At 41.1% G+C, this 21,824-nt stretch carries 22 protein-coding genes; 13 read left to right on the forward strand and 9 right to left on the reverse strand.

What is annotated here, in order from left to right; translation table 11 throughout:
• Positions 1 to 224: 224 nt before the first annotated feature.
• Positions 225 to 1,463, reverse strand: a complete 1,239-nt coding sequence (locus R8O11_RS10170; RefSeq protein ID WP_033907059.1) for a sensor domain-containing diguanylate cyclase — start codon at positions 1,461 to 1,463, stop codon at positions 225 to 227.
• Between the two features lie 253 nt (positions 1,464 to 1,716).
• On the opposite strand from R8O11_RS10170, the gene R8O11_RS10175 reads away from it, so the two are divergent.
• From R8O11_RS10175 to R8O11_RS10220, 10 genes are all read left to right on the forward strand, one after another.
• Positions 1,717 to 2,085, forward strand: a complete 369-nt coding sequence (locus R8O11_RS10175) for a late competence development ComFB family protein (protein ID WP_005376241.1) — start codon at positions 1,717 to 1,719, stop codon at positions 2,083 to 2,085.
• 41 nt (positions 2,086 to 2,126) lie between these two features.
• Positions 2,127 to 2,408 carry an HlyU family transcriptional regulator gene (locus R8O11_RS10180; RefSeq protein ID WP_017634616.1) on the forward strand — a complete coding sequence of 94 codons (282 nt, stop codon included), beginning with the start codon at positions 2,127 to 2,129 and terminating at the stop codon, positions 2,406 to 2,408.
• Positions 2,409 to 2,842: 434 nt separating this feature from the next.
• Positions 2,843 to 4,399 carry a Re/Si-specific NAD(P)(+) transhydrogenase subunit alpha gene (locus tag R8O11_RS10185; RefSeq protein WP_033907060.1) on the forward strand — a complete coding sequence of 519 codons (1,557 nt, stop codon included), beginning with the start codon at positions 2,843 to 2,845 and terminating at the stop codon, positions 4,397 to 4,399.
• A gap of 8 nt (positions 4,400 to 4,407) precedes the next feature.
• Positions 4,408 to 5,784 carry a Re/Si-specific NAD(P)(+) transhydrogenase subunit beta gene (gene pntB / locus R8O11_RS10190; RefSeq protein ID WP_005376248.1) on the forward strand — a complete coding sequence of 459 codons (1,377 nt, stop codon included), beginning with the start codon at positions 4,408 to 4,410 and terminating at the stop codon, positions 5,782 to 5,784.
• A gap of 155 nt (positions 5,785 to 5,939) precedes the next feature.
• Positions 5,940 to 7,394 carry a sensor histidine kinase VxrA gene (gene vxrA, locus R8O11_RS10195; protein WP_025767766.1) on the forward strand — a complete coding sequence of 485 codons (1,455 nt, stop codon included), beginning with the start codon at positions 5,940 to 5,942 and terminating at the stop codon, positions 7,392 to 7,394.
• Positions 7,369 to 8,031 carry a response regulator transcription factor VxrB gene (vxrB, locus tag R8O11_RS10200; RefSeq protein ID WP_005376251.1) on the forward strand — a complete coding sequence of 221 codons (663 nt, stop codon included), beginning with the start codon at positions 7,369 to 7,371 and terminating at the stop codon, positions 8,029 to 8,031. The genes vxrA and vxrB overlap by 26 nt, the downstream gene beginning before the upstream one ends.
• 6 nt (positions 8,032 to 8,037) lie before the next feature.
• Positions 8,038 to 8,919: a DUF2861 family protein gene (locus R8O11_RS10205; RefSeq protein WP_033907061.1), complete on the forward strand. Its 882-nt coding sequence runs from the start codon at positions 8,038 to 8,040 to the stop codon at positions 8,917 to 8,919.
• 60 nt (positions 8,920 to 8,979) lie between these two features.
• Positions 8,980 to 10,101, forward strand: a complete 1,122-nt coding sequence (locus R8O11_RS10210; protein WP_033907062.1) for a conjugal transfer protein TraF — start codon at positions 8,980 to 8,982, stop codon at positions 10,099 to 10,101.
• A 41-nt stretch (positions 10,102 to 10,142) separates the two neighbouring features.
• Positions 10,143 to 10,304: a YoaH family protein gene (locus R8O11_RS10215; protein ID WP_005376257.1), complete on the forward strand. Its 162-nt coding sequence runs from the start codon at positions 10,143 to 10,145 to the stop codon at positions 10,302 to 10,304.
• An 873-nt stretch (positions 10,305 to 11,177) separates the two neighbouring features.
• On the forward strand, positions 11,178 to 11,567 hold the full coding sequence (locus tag R8O11_RS10220; protein WP_017634770.1) for a universal stress protein: 390 nt from the start codon (positions 11,178 to 11,180) through the stop codon (positions 11,565 to 11,567).
• 90 nt (positions 11,568 to 11,657) lie between these two features.
• Here the strand turns inward: R8O11_RS10220 and R8O11_RS10225 are convergent, their stop codons facing one another.
• Both R8O11_RS10225 and R8O11_RS10230 read right to left on the reverse strand, forming a co-directional pair.
• On the reverse strand, positions 11,658 to 11,870 hold the full coding sequence (locus R8O11_RS10225) for a hypothetical protein (RefSeq protein ID WP_005376260.1): 213 nt from the start codon (positions 11,868 to 11,870) through the stop codon (positions 11,658 to 11,660).
• Between the two features lie 296 nt (positions 11,871 to 12,166).
• Positions 12,167 to 13,006: a LysR family transcriptional regulator gene (locus R8O11_RS10230; RefSeq protein ID WP_005376262.1), complete on the reverse strand. Its 840-nt coding sequence runs from the start codon at positions 13,004 to 13,006 to the stop codon at positions 12,167 to 12,169.
• An 81-nt stretch (positions 13,007 to 13,087) separates the two neighbouring features.
• On the opposite strand from R8O11_RS10230, the gene R8O11_RS10235 reads away from it, so the two are divergent.
• Both R8O11_RS10235 and R8O11_RS10240 read left to right on the forward strand, forming a co-directional pair.
• Entirely contained in the window at positions 13,088 to 13,438 is a 351-nt protein-coding gene (locus tag R8O11_RS10235; RefSeq protein WP_005376264.1) for a hypothetical protein, read from the forward strand.
• A 505-nt stretch (positions 13,439 to 13,943) separates the two neighbouring features.
• On the forward strand, positions 13,944 to 14,309 hold the full coding sequence (locus R8O11_RS10240; protein WP_318194116.1) for a regulator: 366 nt from the start codon (positions 13,944 to 13,946) through the stop codon (positions 14,307 to 14,309).
• A 26-nt stretch (positions 14,310 to 14,335) separates the two neighbouring features.
• On the opposite strand, the gene R8O11_RS10245 is transcribed toward R8O11_RS10240, so the two are convergent.
• Together R8O11_RS10245 and R8O11_RS10250 are read right to left on the reverse strand one after the other, a co-directional pair.
• Positions 14,336 to 15,058 (reverse strand): RloB family protein, encoded by a 723-nt coding sequence (locus R8O11_RS10245; RefSeq protein ID WP_318194117.1) that lies wholly within the window; start codon positions 15,056 to 15,058, stop codon positions 14,336 to 14,338.
• Positions 15,045 to 16,403, reverse strand: coding sequence for an ATP-binding protein (locus R8O11_RS10250; protein WP_318194118.1), 1,359 nt, complete (start codon positions 16,401 to 16,403; stop codon positions 15,045 to 15,047). Before R8O11_RS10250 ends, R8O11_RS10245 begins: the two co-directional genes overlap by 14 nt.
• A 247-nt stretch (positions 16,404 to 16,650) precedes the next feature.
• On the opposite strand from R8O11_RS10250, the gene R8O11_RS10255 reads away from it, so the two are divergent.
• Positions 16,651 to 17,310 carry a DUF2726 domain-containing protein gene (locus tag R8O11_RS10255; RefSeq protein ID WP_318194119.1) on the forward strand — a complete coding sequence of 220 codons (660 nt, stop codon included), beginning with the start codon at positions 16,651 to 16,653 and terminating at the stop codon, positions 17,308 to 17,310.
• 39 nt (positions 17,311 to 17,349) lie between these two features.
• Here the strand turns inward: R8O11_RS10255 and R8O11_RS10260 are convergent, their stop codons facing one another.
• Genes R8O11_RS10260 through R8O11_RS10275 form a run of 4 tightly spaced genes read right to left on the reverse strand, consistent with a single transcriptional unit; the run spans position 17,350 to position 21,777 of the window.
• Positions 17,350 to 18,702, reverse strand: a complete 1,353-nt coding sequence (locus R8O11_RS10260) for a secretin N-terminal domain-containing protein (protein WP_318194120.1) — start codon at positions 18,700 to 18,702, stop codon at positions 17,350 to 17,352.
• A gap of 17 nt (positions 18,703 to 18,719) precedes the next feature.
• On the reverse strand, positions 18,720 to 19,793 hold the full coding sequence (locus tag R8O11_RS10265; RefSeq protein ID WP_029856202.1) for a zonular occludens toxin domain-containing protein: 1,074 nt from the start codon (positions 19,791 to 19,793) through the stop codon (positions 18,720 to 18,722).
• Positions 19,793 to 20,152 (reverse strand): DUF5455 family protein, encoded by a 360-nt coding sequence (locus R8O11_RS10270; RefSeq protein ID WP_024701224.1) that lies wholly within the window; start codon positions 20,150 to 20,152, stop codon positions 19,793 to 19,795. The genes R8O11_RS10265 and R8O11_RS10270 overlap by 1 nt, the downstream gene beginning before the upstream one ends.
• On the reverse strand, positions 20,152 to 21,777 hold the full coding sequence (locus R8O11_RS10275) for a methyl-accepting chemotaxis protein (RefSeq protein WP_318194121.1): 1,626 nt from the start codon (positions 21,775 to 21,777) through the stop codon (positions 20,152 to 20,154). Before R8O11_RS10275 ends, R8O11_RS10270 begins: the two co-directional genes overlap by 1 nt.
• Positions 21,778 to 21,824: the final 47 nt, after the last annotated feature.

Raw genomic sequence — 21,824 nt, forward strand, 5'->3', positions numbered from 1 at the left:
TTTTTGTTGCGTTGTCACGTTTTGGTAATTCTTTTAAAGTTAACTCAAGTAAGATAAGCAAACAATACGAACGGATGTCGCAATCGGGCGTATACCTTATACCTTTGATTAGATAGATAACATCGGGATAGTGGCAACGATGAGTGCAGTTGTTATGCTGATGGGGAAGTTCGGTTTTGTTTTAAACCCGGACAAGCTTGTTAACTTTCACTATTGGTGAGGGTCTAACGAAGCTTTATGCAGTTACGTCCGGCCTTTTTCGCTTTGTAAAGTGCTTCGTCCGCTAATTTAATGACGTCCAGAGGAGCTTGCCCATTCCGGCTATCAGCAACTCCGAAACTTGCGGTAACAAAAACCGACTTTCTTTTCGAACTGTTGCTACCACGACGTTTTTGTCCTTGTTTATGGTTCTCAGGGCGAGATTCTTCATCGCGTAATATCATCTCGTATTCTGCAATCGATTTGCGAGCTTCTTCCAAAAAGTTCTTACATTCGTCAGCGTATTTGCCTTTAAAAACGATGGTAAATTCTTCTCCGCCAAATCGATAAACTTTTGCGCCGCCTGGGGTTTTAGTGAGGCGCGAAGCGACCATTTTTAGAACGTCATCACCAGTATCGTGACCGTAGGTGTCGTTAAACTTTTTAAAATGGTCAACATCAAGCATTGCGATCGTGAACTTCTTACCCATGTGTTTTAGATCGAGATCAAGTGCACGTCTGCTCGGAATCAGCGTTAGGCTATCGGTGAAAGCCAGTTGATGGCTAGCGGAAGCGGCATAAATAATGATAAGCAGCCCTGTTAGCGTAAACATGGTGCTTGATATGTACTGCACATCAAAGAAAATGAACGTCGCAGACGCCAATACCATGGCAGAGTAGGTCATCGCATGGATAATTTCATTCTTCTTTAAAACAAGGATTCCAAGAAAACAGACAATACCCACGCAATATAAAACAAGAATTAAAGGCAGTTTAGAGACCGTCGGTACAATAAATAAAATACCGCTTGTCCATTGTTCAAACCCTCCTTCAACGTAATATGCTAGCGTTAGATAAGACCAAAGAGCGAACATTGCTAACATCAAGATGTAAGTCAACATGGCTCTGGAGTCAAAACCTTCTTTACTAAACAAAAATACCGTAAGAAACGAGACAGGAAGTAACGTGGCTAAAATGGTTAGCTCAAGTAAAGCGGTACCACTTTGAAGCGGGACTTGTAGGCGGTGCTGTATCACGAAATAGGCTAGCAACATTGCCAAGCACACCATGGACTCTCTGCCTTGCTTAAATGAATAACAAAGGAGTAGCGCACAACCTAATAGTATGTACGGCAAGTTTGCGGCAATGCCCCAGTTTGCCTGAGTCATCTGAATAATGCTGTCCATGCCCGAACTCACTATGCCCAGTAGCAAAAAAGGGAATAAGAATCTGAAGCCTGATGAAGTCATTGACGATGAGGACATCTATTACAAACTGCCTGAAAATAGTTGACTATATAATTGGTTAGGTAAATCGTTTTATCAATATGGATATTTATCCGTTATTGAATTTCGAACTTTGAGAACTAGCAAGAATACGTCTATTTGTTCCTTTTCCCAAGTATTTTGGAAGACATTACGGCAAAAAGAAAGAGATTGATTAAATTAAGAGCAATCAATAAGTTGTTATAAACAAGTCGTTGCTATACTCATTTCATAGGAAAAAGGAGATTTACAGATGCAGATAAGCTCAGATGTGCACAATTACATGGAAACATTAGTAGGCCAGGTTCTCAGTTTGCCCGAATTTTTAGAACAGTATGACAACGAACAGTTAGCCGATATTGCTTGCCTTGCGCTTATCCAGCTCAAGCCTGTCTATATCCGTCATGATATTGATTTTTTGTCTTCACTTCCTGAACAAAAATTAAGCCAGTTTAAGCAAAGCGCGGATATAGCGGTGAAAAACGCCGCAGAAATGGTGAAAGAAGACAGGCGTAAGAACCGAGAGTATGATGTGCCTGTAATTTTTTCCCATACTAGTTATGATGATGACAAAGAGTTGGATTGGTATGAAAAACCGATCCTTAACGTTAATATCAAGTAAGAGTCGCTCAGTTGACTAGTGAGTTGACCCAAGGAGGAATCGTGGGATTTTTTTCGCGTTTGTTTGGTGGTAGTGAGAAAACCGCTGAAGCTAAAACTATCGAGCCAGTTGAGTATAAAGGTTTCTTTATTTACCCAGAGAGCCTTTCAGAGGGCGGACAATATCGCATCGCTGGTCGAATAGAAAAGCATGACAATGATGAAGTGAAAACACATCGGTTTATTCGCTCCGATTTACTTGGCTCAGAGCAAGATGCCAATGACCTTATGTTGAAGAAATCTCAAATGTTTATTGATCAAATGGGCGATAAAATCTTCGACTAGCAATTTACTGCAATTTGATTCCAGTCATCTTAAAAAGAGCCATTAGTGTATATGCTAGTGGTTCTTTCTTTTTAACGCTTAAATCTCTGTTAAGTCAGTATTTAATCGTTACCTGGTTAGACCTCAGTCTAGTACGGTGTTGCGTTGTTATTTTTCGAGCACAGAGCGACAATCATTCATTACTTAGCGTTATATGTAATGAAATTTAGTATTTAAATTACAAAACACTTGAAGTAATGAGACGCGTTCGATACAAACAGAATAATAACAGGGCTGTTAGTCAAGGTGTTATTGTGCAAATGGGTGTCCCCAAACATCATCTTTCGTTTGCAATTGTCTTGCGTGGTAAACAGATAGAAATAAAAAAGAATTAGAGTAGAGCGACGCTCTGTTTTGGGACTAATTTATTGATATGTATACAAGGAGTATGCGTTTTGCAAATCGGTGTACCTAAAGAGATACTCGCGGGTGAATCGCGAGTGGCTGCATCGCCGAAGTCGGTTGAGCAGTTAATAAAATTGGGATTCGATGTCGCGATTGAATCCCAAGCGGGGGTGCTAGCGAGTTTCGATGATGCCGCTTATGAAGCAGCTGGTGCGAAAATCGTTTCTAGTGAAGAAGTTTGGGCATCTGGCCTTATTTTAAAAGTTAATGCGCCAATTGTGGATGATGAGCAAGGCATTGACGAAATTGCGTTACTGCAAGATGGATCAACACTGGTTAGCTTTATTTGGCCGGCTCAAAATGCTGAGTTGATGGAACAACTTTCAAGTAAGAACATTAACGTTCTTGCCATGGATTCCGTTCCTCGTATCTCACGTGCACAAGCCTTAGACGCGCTATCTTCGATGGCTAATATCGCTGGTTATCGTGCAGTGGTTGAGGCAGCTCATGAGTTTGGTCGTTTCTTTACAGGTCAAATTACGGCTGCCGGTAAAGTACCTCCAGCGAAAGTATTGGTTGCGGGTGCTGGCGTCGCTGGCTTGGCGGCTATCGGTGCTGCAGGTAGCTTAGGTGCCATTGTCCGTGCGTTTGACGTCCGCCCAGAAGTAAAAGAGCAAGTTGAATCGATGGGCGCTGAGTTCCTGACCGTTGACTTTCAAGAAGAGTCAGGCTCTGGGGATGGCTACGCAAAAGAAATGTCTGATGACTTCAACAAAAAAGCGGCAGAATTATACGCAGAGCAAGCTAAAGATGTTGATATCATTATTACGACCGCGCTCATCCCTGGTAAACCTGCGCCGAAGTTGATCACCAAAGAAATGGTCGACAGCATGAAAGCGGGCAGTGTAATTGTTGACTTGGCAGCCGCTAATGGCGGTAACTGTGAATATACAGTGAAAGACCAAGTTATCATGACGGATAACGGGGTAAAAATTGTTGGTTACACTGACATGGTTGGTCGTTTGCCTACACAATCTTCTCAGCTTTACGCGACAAACCTTGTTAACCTTCTAAAACTGCTGTGTAAAGAGAAAGATGGCAACATCAATATTGATTTTGAAGATGTTGTTATCCGTGGCATTACCGTGGTGAAAGAAGGTGAAGTTACTTGGCCAGCGCCACCAATTCAGGTTTCAGCTCAGCCGCAAGTGAAACAAGAACAGCCTGCGAAGCCAGAGCCTAAAGTAGAAGAACCTACGTCTCCAACGAAGAAAATTATTGGTGTGGCAGCGGCTGTTGGAGCCTTTGCATGGGTTGCATCGGTTGCTCCGGCAGCGTTTCTTTCTCACTTTACTGTATTTGTTCTAGCGTGTGTTGTCGGATACTACGTAGTATGGAATGTTACCCATGCACTTCATACTCCACTAATGTCAGTAACGAATGCTATCTCTGGCATTATTGTCGTTGGTGCATTACTGCAAATTGGACAAGGTAATGGCGTCGTTTCATTCCTATCTTTTATTGCCGTATTGATCGCGAGTATCAATATCTTCGGTGGTTTCACCGTCACCAAGCGTATGCTTGAAATGTTCCGCAAAGATAAATAGGAGTCACAATGTCTGCAGGATTAGTACAAGCAGCTTACATTGTTGCTGCATTATTTTTCATCATGAGTTTGGCGGGACTTTCAAAGCAAGAGTCTGCTCGTAATGGTAACTACTACGGTATCGCTGGTATGACGATCGCGCTGATAGCGACGATCTTTAGCCCAGATGCGCAAGGTTTTGGTTGGATCATTATCGCGATGGCGATAGGTGGTGCGATCGGTATTTTCTATGCGAAGAAAGTAGAAATGACCGAGATGCCAGAACTGGTTGCGATTCTACACAGCTTTGTAGGTTTAGCTGCGGTTTTAGTTGGCTACAACAGTTACCTAGATGCGCCAGAAGCAGCAACACATGCTGAGCATGTTATCCACCTTGTAGAAGTATTCTTGGGTGTGTTCATCGGTGCCGTAACTTTCACCGGTTCAATTGTCGCATTTGGTAAGCTGCGTGGTGTGATTTCTTCGTCGCCACTTAACCTGCCTCATAAGCACAAAATGAACCTCGCAGCGGTTGTTATTTCTACGCTTCTTATGATCTACTTCGTAAAAGCAGATGGCAGCATGTTCGCTCTTATTGTGATGACTTTGATCGCGTTCGCATTCGGCTACCATTTAGTCGCTTCAATCGGTGGTGCTGATATGCCAGTTGTTGTCTCTATGTTGAACTCATACTCAGGTTGGGCAGCAGCGGCAGCAGGTTTCATGCTCGCAAATGATCTATTGATTGTAACAGGTGCTTTGGTAGGTTCATCAGGTGCGATTCTTTCTTACATCATGTGTAAAGCAATGAACCGTTCGTTTATCAGTGTTATTGCCGGTGGTTTTGGTCAAGAGATAGTGATTTCAGGTGACGAAGAGCAGGGCGAATATCGTGAAACAACGGCTGAAGAAGTTGCAGAGATGTTGAAGAACTCAAAATCAGTAATCATCACTCCAGGATATGGCATGGCAGTAGCTCAGGCACAATACCCTGTTCATGAAATTACTGATGTACTTCGTTCACAAGGTATTGAAGTTCGCTTTGGGATTCACCCAGTAGCGGGTCGTCTACCGGGGCATATGAATGTGTTACTCGCTGAAGCAAAAGTACCGTATGATATCGTTCTTGAAATGGATGAAATCAATGATGACTTTGCAGAAACCGATACCGTATTGGTTATCGGTGCTAACGATACGGTCAACCCAGCCGCACTGGAAGATCCGAACAGCCCAATCGCTGGTATGCCCGTATTGGAGGTATGGAACGCGAAAAACGTAGTGGTATTCAAGCGCTCAATGAACACTGGTTACGCAGGAGTACAGAACCCACTGTTCTTCAAAGAAAATACATCAATGCTATTTGGTGATGCGAAAGAAAGTGTTGAGTCTATTTTTAAAGCACTTTAACCATTCTTGATTTAAAACTATACAGGGTCAGCAATCGCTGGCCCTTTTTTGTTCCGTTTCAATGTTATAGTAATGCAAATCCTTCTGTTAGCAGATGTCAATTGCTTGTAGATTGATGTATAGTTTTGGCTAATGTAACAAGTGACGGTAACAGTTTGATTAAAAAGTTTTTGCTCGGTTTTGCAACTGTATTGCCGCTTTTTTCGGCACCTGCATTTTCCGATTCACTACCAGAAAGAATAGATACGTTTACAGAGCTATTTAACTATGAAGTAGCTCTTAAGTCGTACGATATTCGTATTCTGCAATCAAATTATCCTACCAAGTTACTTGCGCCAGATTCGCTTCTGCCGCAAACGTCTGACTATCCGTTAAAAGATATCCAACAGCTTTACAGCTTGGCGAATACTTGTCGTGGCAAATTACCATTAAGTCCTTTAATTACTGAGCCTTTAGTATTTACAAGAGCGATTTGTAAAGGGACGCAGCTGACACCTCGTTGGTTCTCGCGTAGTGGTCTCATTCACCCTGGTGGTGGGACGTACGCGGCACGTTATGTGGATAAGTATCCAGAACTCAAACCCAAACTATCTCAGTACATGCATATAAAAGAGCGTGATAACGAGGAAGGGGATGAGTTGCTAGAAAGCTTGAAAAACATGGATGACGACGCCATTAATGCTTTGATTGCAGGCGCGAGCATGTTTATTGAAGGTAACGAACTTTGGCTAAGACGTGGTGACCGTTACTTTGTTTTCGAGAAAGATATCTGGCAAGAGAACGTAGCGAATGCGGGTCTGTCATACGCTCTAGCCTCTCAAAGCAAAAGTTGCTTTGTTAAACGAGGCAATATTTGTTGGGATGTAGAAGATCACTCGCAAGTTCTGCGGATCAGTATGATCATACTGGTAATCGCCAATATTCTTTTGGTGATTGGTTGGGCGGTGTACCGTTGGAATAGCAAGCGAGAAGAACTACGTAGTAGAATGCTCGTGTTGCAAATTTTAACGCATGAGCTCAGAACACCGATTGCATCTCTGTCACTAACGGTTGAAGGCTTTCGTCGAGAGTTCGAGCATTTGCCTGAAAGTGTGTATGACGAATTCCGCAGATTGTGTGAAGATACGCGCCGCCTGCGTCAATTGGCAGAAGCAAGTAAAGATTATTTGCAATCTGATAACCAAATGCTTGCAACAGACTGGGTACCATCCGTTGCAGATTGGTTAGAATTTAAGATCGAAGAAGAATTTGATAGTGCCGTGCTTTTTAACATCAATGAAGATGTGGCTGCTAAAGTTAATGTGTACTGGTTAGGAACTTGTATCGATAACTTGCTTCGTAATGCGCTTAAGTACGGTGTCGCACCGGTTGAATTGGATGTCTCAACTAGTGAAGAAAAAATAGTATTCCAAGTCCGAGATGCAGGAGGCCTAACGGCTAAAGATTGGGCAAATTTGAAGAAACCGTTCGTAAGTAAGAGCGGGTTAGGACTTGGATTAACAATCGTTGAATCTATGGTAGGCCGCATGGGCGGAAAAATGTCCTTAATGGGACCACCTACAACTTTTATATTGGAGATACCTTGTGAAACAGACACTGCTTCTCGTTGAGGACGATAAAAACTTGGCTGACGGCCTGTTAGTAAGCCTGGAACAAGCAGGATATGAGTGTTTACATGTGGAGCGTATTGCAGACGTAGAGCCACAATGGAAAAAAGCTGACTTGGTAATTCTCGATCGCCAACTCCCAGATGGTGACTCTGTACAATGTCTCCCAGAATGGAAACAGATTAAAGACGTACCAGTTATCTTGTTAACGGCACTTGTTACCGTAAAAGATAAAGTTGCAGGCCTTGATTCCGGCGCGAACGACTACTTAACAAAGCCTTTTGCTGAGGCGGAGCTTTTTGCGAGAATCCGTGCACAGCTACGAGCACCGGATTCAGCAGAACAAAGCAACGCTGATAAAGTGATTACAAAAGACTTAGAGATTGACCGCTCGACTCGTGAAGTGACTTATAAAGACGAGCTAATTACGCTTACTCGAACAGAGTTTGATTTGCTGCTATTTTTGGCGTCAAACTTAGGTCGCGTGTTTACTCGTGATGAGCTACTTGACCACGTTTGGGGTTACAATCATTTCCCGACAACACGTACGGTTGATACACATGTACTACAGCTTCGTCAAAAACTGCCAGGACTGGAAATTGAAACACTTCGTGGTGTTGGCTACAAGATGAAAGCATAAGTCGTAATGAAAATACTACTCCCTGTAGTTGTCTCATTAGCGTTAGTGAAACCAGTCCATGCGATGGACTGGTTTCAAACTAACACGCCTTTAACACAGGCACATCAACACTTACTTGAAGATGATCTTGCGGGTATGTTCAACTCTCTTGTTGAACTCTGGCAAACGGAACCAAGTAAAGATTTGACTCCTCACCTTAATGATCTTCTTGGTCAGTCACTATCTAAAAACTGTGGCAAGGCTCTCACTGGTGTAACGCTGCCTGATTGGATAAGTGGTGTGAACGTTATTCGTCAGACTATTCAAAGCCCTGGGCGAGATACATTTAGATTGGTAATCAAGCTAAGAGCTACAACTGACATCGAAAATATTTCATTTAATCGATGGGTGGATGATTCTATATCCGCGGACAGTTCATTCAGCTATGAACAACAGCCGAGCGGGACAGAACTTGCCAACGAGCGTAGCTACTCGAAACGCTATAACTTAACAGGTAAACTTGAAGCTGGTTTATATCACTTAACCGTTGTTTCTACTGATAAACAAGAGTATCGAACTTGGGTAATACTTGGAGATTCAAACTCTTCTCAATATGTTCGTTGGACATCTAAAGAGAATTGGAAAGTAGAAAAGAGCGCACTTCGTAATCCCCATTGTCCATTACCGCAACTTGAAGTCGGTTTGTATGACTACATTGATGGCCAGTACGAGCAAATGTGGAAAAAGACTTACGAGTCTAACTATCCAAATTCATTGGAGCTAGCGGGTGTCCCAAACGATAGATACGTATTGGCGGTAAGTATCAATAGTCGCCGTTGGCAGGGCGATATAATTGTTGAGCAGGCTCAAACTATTAGCCGAACCTATGATCTTTCCCAGGAAGAATAGTTAAAGAAATACTACTTGTGCCGATAAAGGTTCAGGACGAACTAAAATCACAAGTGTAGTATGAAAAACAAATATAAAATTCTTGCCACTTCTGTTGCTACTATTCTTTTCACTAATGCTGCCTCTGCTGCTACTTATGCGATAGAGGCTCGTAGTGATGCAATGGGTGGCGTTGGTACCGTATCAGCAACTTATCTAACTGCGCCTTTTTTCAACCCCGCTCTTACTGCGATTTATCGCCGAAATGACGATGCAGGCATGATCGTGCCAAGTTTTGGTGGCAGCTACGATGATCAATATGATCTAGTTGATGAGATCGAACGCATCAGCAAATTGGCAGACGTCGATGAAATCAAAAAATCGATGGATGCTATCGATGGGAAAAAGACAGACTTTGATCTTGGTGGTGTCGTTGCCATTGGTATTCCCAACAAATTCTTATCTGCAACTGCATACGGTAAGTTATACACTGAATCATTCGTACAACCAAATGTTGATACCTCAGGTACTAATCCATTAGATGATAGCTATGTACAAGGTGTTTCTATTGGCGTGGCTGAAGCTGGTATTTCACTTGCTAAATACACTAATTTCATGAACCAACACCTTTCTTTTGGTGTTACTCCTAAACTTCAGCGTATATACACGTACTCATACGCCACGAGTTTTCAGAATTTTGATACTAAAGACTTACGTGAAAATGAGACCGCGGAAACGATGTTTAACTTAGACGCAGGCGCACTTTGGTTCTTTGGCCCATATCGTCTCGGTATTTCAGCGAAAAATTTGATCGGAAGAGACGTTAAAACAAAATCATTCCAATATGGCAGCGATACGATAAAATCATACGAATATAGCATGCGTCCTGTATACACCGTTGGGGCAGGGATTGTTGCCGATTACTTTACGATGAGTGTTGACTACGATCTTAACGAAGAAAAACGTTTTTCATCCTTTGATGATAATACGCAGATGATTCGAGCTGGTATTGAGTTTGATATTTTGCGTCAAATGGCATTACGAGCAGGGTATATGAAGAACTTAGCTCGAAGTAATGACGAAGGAACCATTACTGCTGGTATCGGGTTGTCCCCACTTAAGTTGTTCGAATTGGATATCGCAGCTCAGTACACAAACGAGAACGCTATGGGTGCATCCATTAATTTCCTTGCGACCTATTAATTGAATCGTTATAGTCAGCTCCTCAAAATGAGGAGCTTTTTATGTTTGACGATTTACCCCCTCTATCTCACCAAGAGCAACAACAAGCTGTAGAGAGAATTCAAGAATTGATGGCGAAGGGCACAAGTACTGCAGAAGCTATCAAAATTGTTGCAGAACGGATTCGATCTGAGTACGCAGAAAAACAACAGCAACAAAACTAATCAATTCATGGACAGGGCATACGCCCTGTTTTTTTGCCTTTCTATTTTCTATTCCTTTACACTCCCAAACACCACCCTGGTTACGCTGTAACTAAAATTTACTATACCTCTATGATTGTAATCTTGTGCAATTACCTTTAAAACTAAATAGCGGGTTAGTAAAATTTTACCTCATCATATTAACCTTGGCTTACACAGTGCAGGTAGTTAGGCATTTTTTAAAGAACTTATAAGTTAAACTCTATTATATCAATTGTTTACCTCGGTCTTTTAATCTGCCAACCATATTGGTCGCGATTGATCTTGTAATTTAATTACAAAGCCCAAGAGGGCTTCGTTCTCAGACAGAAGATTATGCTAAAAAAAGAAAAAAGAGACACCGTAACTTATAACGATAATTAAACCAGAGTTATTAAATAAGCGATATAAGAACAGTAAGCACTCGCAGACATATGTAATAGATGAATCGAAATTCATCTTATTGAGCTGCTTTTTTAGCCGAAATACGTCTCCTGGATTTGAGCGGAGCGTTACATATTGAATATGCTTAATCTAAAGTAGTTTTACTAAACTAGGCGACGTTGAAGTGGGTAATATGAATCCTCAAGAGTAGTAGAAATCAAGAGCAGTAACGCGCATTACAACGTAACGTTTCCTGGCATCCTTCCTGTTAAATAGTCCGATAATTAGAGAAGAAATTGGAAAAACATCGTTGATCTTTGGATGAGAGGAAGCAACAAGGTTGTAATGAAAACTATTTGCCTGTTTTACACTAAACTCCTTTAACTATCATGTAGCAGTAGTTTTGATGTTGTGTTCGCTCTATGTGGACTAGACTTAATATGAGAACAAAAACTAACCTAGGGAGGAATGATGGGTTATAAGCACGTTTTGGTTGCTGTCGACTTATCTCAATCTAGCCAAGCCGTTATCGAAAAAGCAATAATGCAAGCAGATAACTCAAGCAGCAAACTCTCATTTGTTTACGTAGATGTTGATCGCATAGTCATGGAAGCGAAGGAAGAGCAAGAATTGGAAAGAAGGCTGCAAGAGCTCGCTGATAAATGCTTATATCCAGTAAACGAGACCATGGTAGTAATCGGCGATCTTCATATAAAACTATCGGGAATCGTCAAAAAAGAGGGGATAGACTTAGTTGTATGTGGTCATCATCACAACTTATTGAGTCGCTTTTTTTCATCGATACCAAAGGTTGTGAACGAGGTTGAAGCTGATTTATTAATCGTCTATTTAGACGAGTGATCGACAACTCTTGTTCGCACTCATCATTTTTTGTCACTAACAAGCCGAACGTTTATGTTCGGCTTGGTGTATCGGTGATAATAAAAGTTTTTAGCCAGGAATGATTGATGCCTCATGAGATAAAACAGATGCAGACTCCGCGTTTGACTGCAGATCAAAATGTACGTTAACTTGCACGCCTTCTCGCTCAAAAGTGACATCATCAAAATCGGTCATAGCGATTTTGAATCCATTTCTAGCAAAAAAGCCAGTCACCATAGTTCGCTGCTTAATTTCTAATGCAGACGCGAGTAGCTTATCCATGGCATTCTCCTTGGTTATTGTGGGGATATGGGAAGAAGATACACATAGATTGGTATGAAATCAATTTTATATAAAGTTGCTTTTGATGAAAATTTTAATGTAAGTCAATCTATCATTTACCCCACGTGATTTATTCCACGCAAAACCTTGATAACAAAGCGGAAGAGCATCCCACATTGTGATAGCAAGCATAAAGATGGGGGTGTTAATAAATACCGCCGAAACAATATGTTACAAAGATTAGCGTTAGGCCTAGTTGAGTAGACAACGCAAAATTCTAAATCTGAACAACCGCCCTAAAATGACTCACTCTTCAATACTTGTGATAACTCAGACCTAATAAAAGTAGATATCTCGGCTAGCTTTCTTGGCAAAGGGTTTTGATAAGGGTAGGCCATATACATGGAACGTTCTATATCAAAAGTTTGCGATATTCGGATGTTTTTGTCTATATAGTTACTTTTAACAAGATAGTTTGGAATGACACCAACCCCAACTCCCTCAGAAACAAAGTTTATTAAAATAGAGGTGTTATCAACTTCGATAACATCAGTATATTGACTTTTAATTGATTCCTTATTCGAATGATGTTTGTAGATTAATAGTGTTTTGTGGTTGGCATTACTTACCCTAGATATCAAAACATCACTATAATCACCAAGTTTATGTGCAATAAGAGTGTCATCAATAACATTATTAAGCCTAATCGCTAAATCTACATTGCTTTCTAATAAATTTTCTACATTGTTACTTGACGATATTTCAAAATCAACTTTTGGATATCGTTCTTTTAAGTCTTTAAGAACAGAACCAAAAATAGAAGAGGCTATAGAGTTGGGCATTGTGATTTTAAACTTTCCATCAATGCATTCACTCAACGAGCTAGCTCTGTAATTTAACTCGTGCAAACTCTCTAACGTCTTGATAGCAAGCTCTCTAATGCTTTCGCCATGATCAGTTAAAACGAGTTTCCTTGTTGTTCTGTGGACGAGTGTTACGCCAAGTTGTTTTTCTAATGCTGCTAGCTGCCTGCTGACTTGAGCTTTAGACTTTCCAAGTTCTTTTGATGCATCTGTAAGAGAGAGGCGTTTACAAATGGCTGCAAAGCAGATCAGCTCATTGTTCATCAATTCCATGATTGTTACCTTTTTGCAACTCTGAGTCACGTTGTCTTTTAACTGGTGGGAAAGTATAACTTGCATCATCGGAGGGGGACAATGATATTTAAAAGCCGCCATGAAATAATGGCAGACTACTATCTTAATAAAACCATATTGGATATTAAGTTAAACCGATATCCTGAAGGAATTAACTCAACCGGATTAAATATAGAAAATAAAGATTTAAAAATAAAAAATTTGTCTCGTGAACTTACTAAGTTGGATTCGGGTGATTTAATTATTTATTGTGCATCATTGATAATGACTCATTCCATATCGGAAAAAGTAATAATAAAAGTTGAAATTGATTCTTTAAATTATAAAGTTAAAAGTGTGAGGATATTTAAATATGAAGACTGCAATACAAAATTCGAAAAGATCTGTTTATCAGAAAGATACATTGTATAGAATAATAAATAATATTAGTACTTTGTATACCAAATCACTAGTAAAATTATTTGGTGAAGAGTTGAGAATCCATCATTGCAAACATAAGATTAATGTAAGAACCACTAACGAGTTGAGTGAACATATGAAGAAAGATCTAGGTATAGATTGAAAAGTAGAGAGTTTATATCTAATAGATTCCTTGTTCCTATAAAGATAATATAGTACTTACACGTTTGGGTTAAGCAAATGCGTGTCCATGTTGTCTCATATTGAATGAGCAAGATGCAAAACCAACGTGCATGGTGTCAGATACAGAAGTGGTCGCTGTGGTGGAATCGAAGTTCATGGCCCATACAAGACAGCTGATGAAGCTTGCAAAGCAGCAACAGCCAAATACGGTGTAACTAAACTGACTTCACCAATGCTAATCTTCTAACTCTTAAGTTCGCATTATATCTGCTTATGTTGAATGCGATTGCATATGCCAGTCCTATAAAATGTCTCTCTTTTGAGGGACAATTCAATGAAGTATCACGAAATGACTAAAAACTATATTTTTCGTGAATTTGAATGTGGTTTATCCGTCGAACAAGCTGCTGAACTTTGTTTAAAAACTGTGAGGACGGTCAAAGAATGGGATAGGGGGAAAACCATTCCGCCTGAATGTAAACGGCTGATGAGAATGACAAAAGGAAGGGAGTTAAGCCCATCAGAACAATGGGAACAGTTTAAGATGCATTACGACAGACTGGAGTTGCCTACAGGTCAATTGGTTACAGCTCAACAGGTTTTAACGGGGATAGCTTTGTTAGAGATTGGAGCATTGACTGATTTAGAAGCGGCTGGGCGGATATTAAAATACGCACGAGAGCTAAAAAAGATGATGTAGAAAAGGCTCCGAGAGGAGCCTCTGTTTTAGTCTGTCATTGGTAAGTGTTCTATTACTCTTGGTAATTGAGTAAAAGGACCACCTTCCCAGCCTTCTTCTGGAGTAGTTAGCTTTCGGGCATTTGAAAGAGCTATATTTGTTCTTGTAAGAAAATCGCTAGGTTTAATATTAGTGTAAGAAAACCCAGTTACATAGGACTTTAGAAGCACTTTAAGATATGCTTCTTGTGCTCTTGGGTTTTCTTTTTCATTATTCTTTATTTTTTCTTGTTCTGAAATTGATAGTGAAGATACATCAACATAATGAAGAAGCAGCCAAAGTTCGAAGGCAGGATTAGAAATTATTAAGTCAAACTTTTTTTGTTTGCACAATGATAATGCAGAAGCTAACTTTCTATCTTCCCACTTGTCTTTATCGATTACTACGAAAACTTTATCTATTTCATTATCGTACTCTGGATGGTTGGCTGATATATATGATGATGCGTATTCTACAACTGCATCTGGTGAACTGTTTCCAATGGCAAATTGCGTGTCAGCTTCGTTAGTCTCTATTTGACCACGACGAATAACACACAATTCAATCAGCTGTTCAAAGCGTTTACTAATGTTATCTTTATATTCATTAAAGTAAGCTACAATACCATTAAAGTAATCAACTTCGGTCGAAACTCCTTCTGGGGCAATTATCACTTTTTCAGCAGTAAATTGCTCTGACTTTCTTTCACGTGAAGTTTTACTCCTTGCCATCATAAAGCTCCTTTATAATAGATTTAGCCACTTTATAATTGACGACAGCACCATATCGACCATTTAAATAATCTTTAATTAAGCATTTGTCATTACGAATATCTAATGCATATTCATCGAGAGCATAAAGGAGAGTGCTTCCATCGTGTTCCTTTTGGACAAACCAAATTTCGTCTTTTCGAAGAAATTCTTGCTCCATAACTCCAGTATCGTGTGTAGTAACAATTAACTGTCCATTAGGATTAACTTTTTCATTATAGAAGAATTCTAAAAGTATCTTTATTATTATTGGATGAATACTTCGGTCGATTTCGTCAATAACAAAGACTTTATTATGATAAATTGCTTTGTATATGGCAGGTATTAGATCGATTAATCTTCTAGTGCCATCCGAGAGCTCATTATAAGAGAAGAAGGATTTTTTTGCATTTTTAGCGCTGTTTTTGAATACAACCTCATCAATCCTCTCTACTTTATTATCTTTCCCTACAATTATATTTAATCTACGAGTCGGTAGGTTTAATACAAATCCCCATTTCTCATCAGAGTCGTCAATATCATCGTCTATTATTTGTTGAATTTTATTTTTTAATCCGTCATCTAATTCATCTAGTTGATGTTGAGAAACATCAATTCCATTTATACCCGTATCAAATGCTTTTAAAAAAGTTTCATAAAACTTTTTTGAATTCTCATCACCAATCAAATCATCTTCAAATTGAATATAAGAAGAGTTTGGGCTAATGATTCCAAGTGAACCCAAAAACCATCGTACAGATTCTTTGATATAGTTTAGAAGTTCTTCTATTTGTTCATCTTCTTTTTTTATCAACTCTGACATGAATAACTTTTGTTCATCTCTTGAGCGAAATAAGAATTTTAGATATAAATTACTTTCTGAATCTAATTTGTCTGCTATTTTACTATTAACTTCTAGCTTGTAGTCGGTATCAGAACCATATCTATAAATAAAATCTTCTTTTTCATCAATAGTATATAGCCATTCTTCTATGATTTTTCCCGATTTATAAGAAAAGCCAAAAGCGTAAGCGGCACCATTAATTATATATTCATACTCGAAGGTAGAAGGTTTTGAGGAATCAAAAGGAACAATAGGAACCCGTCTATCGTCTTGTAAAAGTTCTGATACTAATTCCATTGCCTCGCATAAGTTTGATTTACCGGAGGCGTTTGCACCATAGATAAGAGCGCCGCGAAGTGTTGAAAACCCAGCATTTTTAGAAACATGATGTGTGTGTCTGCGAACGCTTCCTGATGGAGTTAAGTTTAACGAAACTTCGTCATTTATTGACTTAAAGTTACTGGTATTGAAACGTATTAACATACGATGCTCCTGACGATTTTTTCGTCGTACTGACAGTTATTAATGCTTAATATAACAAAAAAATACTGGAATAGATCAGCTAGTGACGAAAAATTCGTAGAGAGTCATGGATATAACTGAAAAGTAAAGTGAGAGCTGAGACCTATATAGGTAGATAATCAAAAGATATGCATGCATCTCTGTTAACCACGTTGAAGCTTATAAAAGCTAATTTCAATAACGCACTGAACAGAAATGATATGCTACCATGCACTCATTTTTTATGAGTAAGGAACAGAAAGTGCCTGAATTACTGATACTTATATCCTTAGCGTGTATTGTGTATCTATTCACAAAGAAGGGTAAGAAACCTAAACGTAGGCTTAACGAATGGGAACAAGGTGCAGCGGTTAGAAGACCGAACAGCATACATTCTTTTGAGCCAAAAGCTGTAGAAAAGAACCCAAAGATAGTCGAAGTACCTCTGCCGAAGACTGGAAATAAGACTAATTCTGTACCTCACAAGAAAAGTACATACTTGGCTACCAAGACAGAGCGCAGATTCTATAGCGTGTTGCAGGAGCTTATACCTGATGAATACGTGATTCATAGTCAAGTTTCATTGATGGCGTTAGTTCAACCGACCAACTTTAAAGACAACTCTCGAACTTGGGCGAAAAGAATGGACTACGTAATAACGGATAGAGACACAAAAGTATTGGCGGTCATAGAGCTAGATGATTCATCTCATAGGCAGAAGAAGAGACAAGAGCGAGACATATACGTAAACAATGCACTTAACGGACACCATCCGTTACTTAGGTTTGAAGCTAGAAGTTCTTATGACAAAACACATATCGCAACCGTGTTAGAACGTGACACGATAATAAAGTGTAGAGAATTGGAAAGCGTATTACAGTACAGCTAAAGCAGAGCCGAACAGCAATTGTTCGGCTTTTCTTTTAACTCAAAGTATCGTGGTTCTTATCGTTACTTTAAGTTCTTTATCTACCGTATTGGTCTTTTCTGACCGGAATAGAGCACCAAGCAAAGGCACATCCATTAAGACCGGCACACCGCTTACCGAATCACGCTGCTCTTGAGAAATCAAACCTCCTAAAGAGATCGTTTGACGGTCTTTGACCTTGACCACGGTTTGCAGTGTTCTCGTATTGGTGATGATGTCGGATGCGATAGAGGAATCCGTTACCGAGTCGGACTTTTGCATAATCTGCAACACAACATGATCACCAATCACATGCGGTACTACCTCAAGTGACACACCCACGTCCTTACGTTCGATTTGTTGAACTCGATTACCGCCGTCAGTTACCTCAGACGAGGTGAGGAACGGGACGTTCTGACCAACCGTGATGTAACCACGCTCCCTGTCCATAATAAACATGTTTGGTCGTGATAAGAGCTTGGTATTTTGATTCTTAGACACGGCTTTAATAAGCGCATTGAAATCACCGCCTTCATAGAACAGCAGGTTATCAACGGCTTTCTTAATTGCGGTAGGCTGCGAAACAAAGCCAGCCTCACTCAGTGCCAAGTCCATATTCACGCCGATTTCTTGAGAATCACCGAGCTCAGTTTCGGTAATCACCGCCTCGATAAAGACTTGCTTTTGTGGTCTATCAATCCCTTTGATGAGCACATCAATGTGCTTCAATTGATTCTCAGAGCCAGTCACGATAATGCTGTTTGTGGTCGGTAGCACTTCAACCTTGTAGTTCTTAATTGCTTTGTTGTTCAGTGTTTGATTCTGCGTTGCAGCAAGCATCGAGGAAATCAAATCAACGACCTTGGTATTTCGAACATTCTCAAAGAAGTACAGCTTCACTTGAGAGGGTTCGAACGTCTCCACCTTGTTAGCATCGGCAATGATGGTAAAAACGCCGTGGTCATGCGTAAGCTCGTAACCGTGCGCACGAAGTACCGAAAGGAAAAAGGCTGGATAGTCCTCATCTTTCAAATCCGGTGCGGTAAAGCTGACCTCACCAGTGACACCATGACCGAGCACAACTGTGTTTCCAGTGTGAACCGAGAACCACGATGCAAAGTCTCCAATCGGTGTGTTTTTTGCCTCAAAGGGCGCAGAGGTGGCGGCAAAAGCAGGAGAGCCAAATAGGGTGCACGCGAGCAGAAAGGCAGCAATGCTGGATGTGGAAAAGTTGGAACAAGCCGTAGTTTGTTTCTCAACTTTACCACAGCGCATGGTAAGTAATGAGCGCGCAAACAGTGAGCCTCCGGCGCAACAATATTCTTTTTGTTTTTTTGAAAGAAAAGCTGTGAGTTTTGCGATTATCCATGACATAAAGCGCACCTTTTTCCCTAGCACATGACTTTGAATGATTGACCGTTGCCACTCACCGTAATGGAGCAAGAGCCGTTAGATTGAGCCGTAAAGCCTTTTGCGTATAGTTGCGACGACGACAGACGCACATCGTCCTTAACCAACACAAAAGACGGGGCAACGTTTGGGGGATTCATTGAAGATTCGATTCGATAGCCGTCGAGCAAGTCACTCAATGACTCGCGAGGCACCGCGGCTTGAGCCGTTTCGGGTTCCGTCGACATGTTCGGCGTACCAACCAAGGTGAACACCGCAAACGAGACGGCGACACCTGCCGCAAACACACTGAATCGAGAGTATTTGCGGAGATAGATTTTCGTAATGCGCATGATATTTCTCAACGTATACGGGACAGTGTAACGTCCGTGGGTATAGTAGGGCGGCAATACTGAATAAACGCCGTCCTCATAGTTGTTTCTAAACATCTGCTTAGTGTCATAAGAGCTGTATAAGTCCGTGCCCCAAAGCATCCATTTGTCGACGGTGAGTGAGTTTGCGTTGTCACCATATTTCACAATGCCAACGTGCAGCTTAGGCATTTTCAACTTGAGTTGACCGAGTGTCATAACGGATACCGCAGTCGAGATGATAGGGACTTGAAGACGATCTAAACGACGACAAAACACGGTGTGTTCAGCCAGTGCAAGACGCGCTTGTTTATCAACAATCGAAATGTCTTGAACGATGAAAATGACATCCCATCCAAGCTTTCGAATATGCAAAAGGTGATCAATTAACTTTTGTCGATTCTTGTCGTTCCATGTGCGCGAGTTAAACCACGTTCCGCACTCATCGAGCACAATCAAGCCGTCTTTTTTGGTATCATAGCTTTTGTTTGCCGAACCAATCACCATCAAATCTTCCACTTGAGGCTTGTCCGGTAAGCGATAAAGGCGAGTGTTGCGCTTATCGCGTCCAAGCATTTCTTTCAAGTTGATATCGAGGTTTGTCGCCACAGGCACACCGCGCATAAACGCCTCACGAATCTTACCGACCGCCGTTAGTGTTTTGCCTGAGCCGAGCTTACCCGTGACAAAGTAGACCGATGCCATTACGCCGCCCTCACAATCGCGTAGAACTTCCATTCCCACACCCAACGCAGCAGACGCGCCGAGTAAATCGCACTCACACAAGGCACGGCGTTATTAGGGATGAACATACCCGCTGCTTGTGACCACATTGGAGGCGCAACATAAGACAGACCCGTTGCAAGGGTGTAAATTGCCAAGGTGAGGGTGACGGTCAAACCGATTAGCAGCGTTAAAATGACCAAGTTAATCGTGACGTTTCGTGCTTTCGCAATGAAGAACCAACCAAATAACGTGGTTGCTATCTGAGAGATAAAGGCAACCAGAGCAGGGAGGCGCAACGCCGTCCCAATGGTACTGACAATTGGTAATAGCTGAATCATTAGTAATATCTCCCCGAACCTGGCTTGTTACTTGGTACAGGCGTGACCTCAGTCAGCAAGATTTCAACAAGCGTCTTAATCGTGTAGATGTAAATCAGAATTGAGATGATCATTTTGAGTTTCTGCGAAAACTCACAAGAGATAGAAGCGCGACCACCGCCAAGCGTGGGCAAGGATAGATTCATGCAGGGCGTTGGCTTAGGTAACACACTCAAAAACGAATCCGATATAGCATTAATATGCCCCTCAGATTCAGCCGTTAGATTCTTCTCAATCAAATCATTTGCCGCATCGGTCACGGTCTTTTCATAGGAATTCATCGCACCGGACACGGCTTTATCCGCTTGAGTCAGCACATCACCGACATAATCAGAACCTAAACCATGAGGGTTTTCACAATAGTTGTTTTCCTCGGTAGGCTCACAAGGCTTGAGGTCGTCGAGCTTGTCCGATAACTCCGCAAATCCATCAGCGTTAGTGGTTTGCAAATCATCGAGTCCCTTAACCACCTCACCAACAGAGTTGGTGTTTCGATTGACCGCCGTTGTGATGTCACCGTTAGCTTGCTGAATCAGCGCCTTAGTGTTTTCGTAAATCTTATTGTCGTTGATTTGCTGCTTTTGAATCGCTTGGGTGTTAGTCACCATCGACGCATTAAGCGCAATGATTTGGTTTTGAATATCAGCGCTCGATTGATTGAGGTCGACATTTAGCGCGTTGAGTGCTTTGTTCACATCCGAATTAAGCCCTTTGATTGCACCAACTACTGCCGTGTCAGTGTTTTCATCTGTGTCAGGGTCTTCAACTTCTGGCTCATCTTCGGTATCCGGTGGATTCACTGTATTGGTTGAATCGTCAGGAAGCACGCTAGGGTCTTCGATATCACCCGTTGGGTCGTCAGGGTCGTGAATCGGGTCATCAGGAATAATAGGGGTGTCAGGACCATCTTTACCCCAAAACAGCGTACCACCATCACACTGATTACCAGTGAATTGAAACTTACCGTGACAGCGAGTGTTTTGGGTAAATTCGCCCGAATCTACATCGGTACAAAGCGTAGTGTCATTTGGAATACGCTCAAGCTCACAACGGGTTGCGCCAAAATCGCCATAACATGCCCCCGTGACTTGCTCACCATAAACATAAGCCGACCAATGAAGTGATTGAGTGTCATTGATGGATTGCTTGAACTGGCAAGCATCCATACAAGTGCCGTCAGGGTTTTCACCAAACTCACACGCAGGAAAGATAGGTTCACAGGTGACACCGTCACCATCTTCTATCATTTCATAGTCAGCTGGACACTTAGCAGTATCATGACGGAACCATACAGTTTGAATTTTCGGGAAAGAAGAGCTGTCGGTATTACACATTATACGTAAGCCGAACTCATCGCTATCCATGTAACATGACTTAGTGGAGAAGTCTTTGTATCGAACAAACTTATTTTCATAACAAGAGACATAAGAATAAGGATTTACTCTCATCCCCCTAGACAGTTTGCAGTCTGGATAAGCGATAACATCCCTCACAGCGTAAGTAGGTTGAGCTGCACTTACACTAAAAGCACTAAACAAAACACCCAATAAAATAATCAGTGACGCTATGCTTTGTTTAATGTTCATTTGTAAATCTTCCTCGTGAAAAATAACGCCCCCATTCGGAGGCGTTG

The sequence above is a fragment of the Vibrio sp. 1288 genome (assembly GCF_033344475.1).